This window comes from Faecalicatena contorta, assembly GCF_021531995.1.
In the GTDB taxonomy this organism is placed as follows: domain Bacteria; phylum Bacillota; class Clostridia; order Lachnospirales; family Lachnospiraceae; genus Dorea_A; species Dorea_A contorta_A.
The window spans coordinates 1-6,189 of the sequence record NZ_JAFBIZ010000142.1; the positions used below are offsets into that span (position 1 = coordinate 1).

At 42.6% G+C, this 6,189-nt stretch carries 5 protein-coding genes; 4 read left to right on the top strand and 1 reads right to left on the bottom strand.

Annotated elements, in window-relative coordinates:
• The first annotated feature begins 60 nt into the window (after positions 1–60).
• The 4 genes from JQM82_RS13920 to JQM82_RS13935 all read left to right on the top strand — a co-directional run bounded on the left by JQM82_RS13920 (position 61) and on the right by JQM82_RS13935 (position 3,590).
• On the top strand, positions 61–912 hold the full coding sequence (locus tag JQM82_RS13920; RefSeq protein ID WP_235250997.1) for a YitT family protein: 852 nt from the start codon (positions 61–63) through the stop codon (positions 910–912).
• A gap of 59 nt (positions 913–971) precedes the next feature.
• Positions 972–1,529, top strand: a complete 558-nt coding sequence (locus JQM82_RS13925) for a flavin reductase family protein (RefSeq protein WP_235250998.1) — start codon at positions 972–974, stop codon at positions 1,527–1,529.
• Between the two features lie 25 nt (positions 1,530–1,554).
• Positions 1,555–2,172: a flavodoxin family protein gene (locus JQM82_RS13930; RefSeq protein WP_235251000.1), complete on the top strand. Its 618-nt coding sequence runs from the start codon at positions 1,555–1,557 to the stop codon at positions 2,170–2,172.
• 89 nt (positions 2,173–2,261) lie between these two features.
• A complete protein-coding gene (locus JQM82_RS13935) occupies positions 2,262–3,590 on the top strand; it encodes an MATE family efflux transporter (protein WP_235251001.1) in 1,329 nt (442 codons plus the stop codon).
• A gap of 115 nt (positions 3,591–3,705) precedes the next feature.
• Here the strand turns inward: JQM82_RS13935 and JQM82_RS13940 are convergent, their stop codons facing one another.
• Positions 3,706–5,385 (bottom strand): carbon starvation protein A, encoded by a 1,680-nt coding sequence (locus JQM82_RS13940; RefSeq protein WP_235251002.1) that lies wholly within the window; start codon positions 5,383–5,385, stop codon positions 3,706–3,708.
• Positions 5,386–6,189 lie beyond the last annotated feature (804 nt).

A 6,189-nucleotide genomic window follows, 5' to 3' on the forward strand; every position in this document is an offset into this window, starting at 1 on the left:
TTCATGTATAATAGAATTAATTACGGAAAAGGAGAAACCTTAAGGTTCGGGGGTAATATTATGTTAAAGTTGAAAAAGCTTATTTCACCAAAGGAGTTTTTGATCATTACGGTTGCAGATTGTATCATTGCGGCAGCGGTATTTTTCTTTCTGGTACCCAGTCATGCGGCGGTAAGTTCTATATCGGGTCTTGCAATTGTGCTTACCAACGTTGTTCCGCTGCATATTTCGACGATCACATTGATATTAAATGTCGTGCTTTTGATTCTGGGATTTTTTCTGTGTGGATCAGATTTTGGATTTAAGACCGTATACGGAAGCGTATTACTGTCCGGGTATCTGGCAGTGTACGAGCATTTATTTCCGAACTATACTTCCATCACGGAGAGCCCGGAATTAGATGTACTTTGTTATATTTTAGTTGTGAGTTTTGGGCTGAGTATGCTGTTTAATATCAATGCATCATCCGGGGGAATTGATATTATTGCGAAGATTATGAATCAGTATCTGCATATTGAAATCGGACGTGCAATGACGATCGCGGGAACTTGCGTTGCACTTTCTTCCGCATTTTTCTATGATAAAAAAGTCGTTGTCCTGAGTTTGCTGGGGACGTACTTTAATGGTATGATTCTGGATCATTTTATCTTCGGTCACAACATCAAAAGGCGTGTCTGTATTATTTCTGATAAGCTGGAAGAAATCAGAGAGTTTATCATTGTGAATCTTCACAGCGGTGCATCTTTGTATGAGACGACAGGTGCATATAAGATGGAAAAGCATACAGAGCTTATCACAATCGTAGATAAGAGTGAATATCAGAAATTAATGTCGTTTTTACGAAAAACTGACCCCAACGCTTTTGTTACAGTGTATACTGTAAGTGATATTCACTATACGATAAAACCTTAAATAGAGGTATGGAACAGCAAGAATGAAACAAGTTTTGAACAGAGAAGGAGTGTATAATTATGCGAAAGAATTTTGGACAGAAAACATGGTTTTATCCTTTGCCGGTGCTGATCATCGGCAGTTATGATGAAGAAGGAAAGGCAGACGCTATGAATGCAGCCTGGGGAGGAATCTATGACAGTAAACATATAGTGATTTGCCTGAGTGAGAGTCATAAAACGACAAAGAATATTCTTGCGAAGAAAGCGTTTACTGTAAGCTTTGCGGATGCAGCACATGTTGTGGCGGCAGATTATGTGGGAATCGTATCGGCAAATGATACTGCTGATAAGATGGAACGTTCTGGTTTCCATACAACGAAGAGTGAATTCGTAGATGCACCGTTGATTGATGAACTTCCGATGGCGCTGGAGTGCCGTCTGGAGAAGGTGACCGAAGACGGCAATATCATCGGAGAGGTTGTCAATGTAAGTGCCGATGAGAGAATTCTGGGCGAAGATGGCATGATCGATCCGGAAAAACTGCAGGCAATCACCTTTGATCCGGTGCACAGCACATATCTGAAGCTGGGAGAAAAAGTTGGAAATGCTTTTCGGGATGGAGAAGCATTAAAATAATTCAGACATATAAAAGGAGTTTTCGATGAAGGTTATTTTATTAAACGGAAGCCCGCATGCGAATGGAAATACATACATTGCGCTGCATGAGATGGAGAAGACATTTGCAGAAGAGGGAATTGAAACGGAGATTGTGCATATCGGCAATAAGAATATCAGAGGCTGTATTGCCTGTCGTTCCTGCGCAAAGATCGGGAAATGTGTATTCGATGATGAGGTAAATGAATTTGCAGCGAAGTTCGAAGCGTGCGACGGGCTTGTAATAGGAAGTCCGGTTTATTACGCATCGGCCAATGCAACACTTGTGGCATTTCTGACACGGCTGTTTTTCAGTACACGCTTTGATAAAACTATGAAAGTCGGCGCAAGTGTGGTAGCCGCAAGAAGAGGAGGTTTATCCGCTACCTTTGATGAACTGAACAAGTTTTTCACGATTTCCGGCATGCCGGTTGCTTCCGGACAATACTGGAACAGTATTCACGGCAGAGAGGTCGGGGAAGCAGAGCAGGATCTGGAAGGCCTGCAGAGCATGCGCACTCTGGCGCGTAACATGTCATTTCTGCTCAAGAGTATTGCGCTTGGGAAAGAAGCCTATGGCATTCCGCAGAAGGAACCGATGCAGCCGACGAATTTTATCCGATAAGATGAAAAAAGATTATCTTGACTCTACAATTATTGTAGAGTCTATTTTTTTCTGGTAAAATATCGAAAGAAAGGAATCGGGAAATTATTATGGAAAAGAATCTGACAACGGGAAGTGTATTTAAGACGATGCTTTCTTTTTCACTTCCCTTTTTATTATCTTATTTTTTGCAGACGCTTTATGGAATGGCGGATCTGTTTATTATCGGACAGTTTAATGGTGTGGACAGTACGACGGCTGTGTCGATCGGAAGTCAGGTGATGCATATGCTGACGGTCATGATCGTAGGACTTGCCATGGGTTCGACCGTGATGATCGGCAAGGCAATCGGGGCGCGGAATCTGAAGCAGGCTTCTGAAGCAATCGGTAATACGATCATTCTGTTTCTGGGAGTATCGGTTGGAGTTACGATGCTTCTCCTGATTATGGTGAAACCGATCGTAGCAGTGATGTCCACTCCGGAAGAGGCAGTCCGTGGAACCATATCCTATCTGATCACCTGCTTTATCGGGATTCCGTTTATTACAGCATATAATATCATCAGTTCTGTGTTTCGCGGAATGGGTGATTCCAGAAGTCCGATGTATTTTGTAGCGATTGCCTGTGTGGCGAACATAGGACTGGATTATCTGTTTATTGGTGCTCTGGGACTTGGCCCGGCGGGGGCTGCACTGGGAACCACAGTGTCCCAGACAATCAGTGTCGTGGTGTCACTTCTGATGATTATGCGAAGAAAGACGGGACTGACCCTGAACCGTGAGCATCTCAGACCTCAGAAAAAGATTATGAAAGAATTGCTGAAGGTCGGCCTTCCGGTGGCGCTCCAGGATGGATTTATCCAGATCTCTTTTATTGTGATTACAGTGATCGTAAATCAACGTGGGTTAAATGATGCTGCTGCGGTAGGAATTGTGGAGAAGATGATCAGCTTCTTGTTCCTGGTTCCGTCTTCCATGTTATCTACGGTTTCTGCTCTTGCTGCGCAGAATATCGGCGCGGGCAGACATGAACGGGCAAAGCAGACACTGTGGTATGCGGTTATGATCTGTGTAGCCTATGGAATCATCTGTGCAGTCGTTATGCAGCTGTCAGCAGAGTCCTTCATCGGATTGTTTTCGGAACATGCAGAAGTGGTTCGTCTTGGAACCCAGTATATGCATGGATATATCTGGGACTGCATCCTGGCGGGAATTCATTTTTGCTTCAGCGGGTATTTTTGTGCATATGGACTGTCGCAGTTTTCGTTCCTGCATAACTCAGTGTCCATCATATGTGCGAGGATTCCGCTTGCTTATCTGGCATCCAGGAATTTTCCAAATACATTGTTCCCGATGGGACTTGCAACAGCAACAGGGTCTTTTGTATCGGTGGTGATCTGTATCTGCGTATACATATGGATGCAGAGAAAAAGAGGCTGAAAAGAATCCTTTCCCTGGCTCGCTCTGAAGTATATGTGAATATAAGTAACCGCATTCTATCATGAGAAGACATGAAGGAATGCGGTTTTTGCAAACAATACATTATGATATGTTTTTAGTTTTCTTTTTCCATAAGTTTTTTAACACCCTGTATTGCTACAATGATGCCAAGTACCAGAAGCAATGCTGCAAATATCAGCTGCATTGTATTTCCAAGACTCAACCCTGTTGTTACAAATGCCTTTGATAATTTTATGATTGTCATTCCCAATGCAGTGAAGGTAACTGCCATCATGAATACCATAGGAATCCAAAGCATTACCCCCTGTCTTTTTGTCTTTTTCAGGAATACCGCACAGGCAACCAGGGCAAGTACAGATAACAACTGGTTTGCGGAACCGAACAGAGGCCAGATTTCTGCGTAACCGACTTTGGCAAGAAGGTACGCCAATACCAGAGTTAAAATGGTTGCAAAATACTTATTGGTTACAACTTTCAAAAATGGACTCATATTGTCATCCGTAACATCTTCATCTATAAAGAATTCCTGGAAGGACAGTCGTCCAACTCGGGCTACAGAGTCCAATGAAGTCAGTGCAAATGCAGATACCGCAAGAGTGATCAATGTATATACCAATGAATGCGGGAGACCAATAACTGACAGGAAATTGGCAATTGCGCCGGCAAATATCTGTGGTTGTGTTGTCAGACCCTGGGATGCCGCTTCCCCTTTTGCAAAAGAAGCAACTGCAATCAGTGCAATAATAGCAAGCATACTTTCCATCAGCATTGCACCGAAAGATACCGGCAGCATGTTCTTCTCATTTTTTATCTGTTTAGAAGCAGTACCGGAAGAAACCAGAGAATGGAAGCCGGATACTGCACCACAGGCAATCGTTACAAACAAAATCGGGAACAGATACTGTCCATCCACATTGAAACCGGTAAATGCTTTCAGGTTACAGGATGGATTGGATACAAATACGCCGATCACGGCTCCTGCAATCATAAAGATCAGCAGATAACTGTTCAGGTAATCTCTTGGCTGCAGCAATGCCCATACCGGCGCTACACACGCAATTAATACATAAGCAAATATAATCAGATGCCATACATCACGGCTCAGATAAATTGGGAACTGCAACCCGAGTGCTACTGCTGCGATAAGCATTACAATTGCAATTGCTGTATTCACCCATTTGTTTAATTTTGCATATTTCAAAATCATGCCTAATGCAACCGCTTCTATAATAAACAGTACGGATGTTGTGGCAACGGCACCGTTCGCAGCTACTTTAGAAACAACCCCGGATTCATCTGTAGCGAACCCGTTGAATGTACCGGCTACCACATCTGCAAATGCAGCAACAACCAAAATGCAGAACAGCCAGGTGAACAGCAGGAATAGTTTTTTGCCAAGTTTTCCGATATATTCTTCAATAATATATCCAATTGTACGTCCTTTATTTTTTACAGATGCATACATTGCTGCAAAGTCCTGTACAGCTCCGAAAAATACACCACCAATTAATATCCAGAGTAATACCGGAAGCCATCCGAAGACAGCAGCCTGAATTGGTCCATTGATTGGGCCTGCACCTGCAATAGATGCAAATTGATGACCAAATACCACGTTGGTATCTGCCGGTACATAATCCACACCGTCCTGAAGTTCATAAGCCGGTGTTTTTGCATTTGGGTCTATCCCCCATTTTTTCTGAAGATATTTTCCGTACAGGAGATATGCGCCTCCAAGTACTACAATGGCGATAACCATCATTAAGATTCCACTCATTTCCTAATACCTCTTTTCTCCTTTGTCAGGCTCAATTTCTGTTATGAGCCTTCATCTTTATATGTATCTATAAAAAAACGCCCTCGCAGTCCATACTGGACTGCAAAGGCGGAATTTTCCGTGGTACCACTTTGCTTGCCGTAATCAATCAACGGCCCCTCTTTTTGGATCTGTCATATGAAACAGCCTCTCCGGTAACGTAGAGAAAACGTCCTTACTTACTCGCACTTTTCAACATATCAATTTGAATGTTGATGCTTTTGGCAGGATGCTCCAGGGTGATGTCTCAGGAAGGCTTTCTGTCATCTCTCACCAATTAACGACTCTCTGTGCTCCGGTATCTTCCTGTGATGTATCCCTTTCATCGCATTCTTTGGAACTTTTCTGGTTCCTTTGCTTTTGATTTTTGATAAGCTATATTATAGCACCTTTTTTCATAAGCGCAAGCCTTGAATTGTACATATATAACAAATTTAGAGACTATAATTTGTGCAATATTACTAATTGGAGGGATTGCAGAATATGAAAAAATAATCCAGATGTATCTCCCGGTAGATGGTCTGATGATCATCAGTGAGCCGGTCATCCATCCGTTGGATAAAGGAAGCTTTCTATAGAATAAACACATACTTCTCTAAAATCTGTCTGGAATTGTATCGCTACGTCAGTTACAATATTAGGTAATTGCGAAACTCGCTAAGCTTGTTCGCAATTCTGAACCAAAACAAGGATGAATTCGTGCAAAGCACGAATTCTGGAATGAAATGTAGATAACCGGACATTTTAGGCGCACTTTAATAAGGC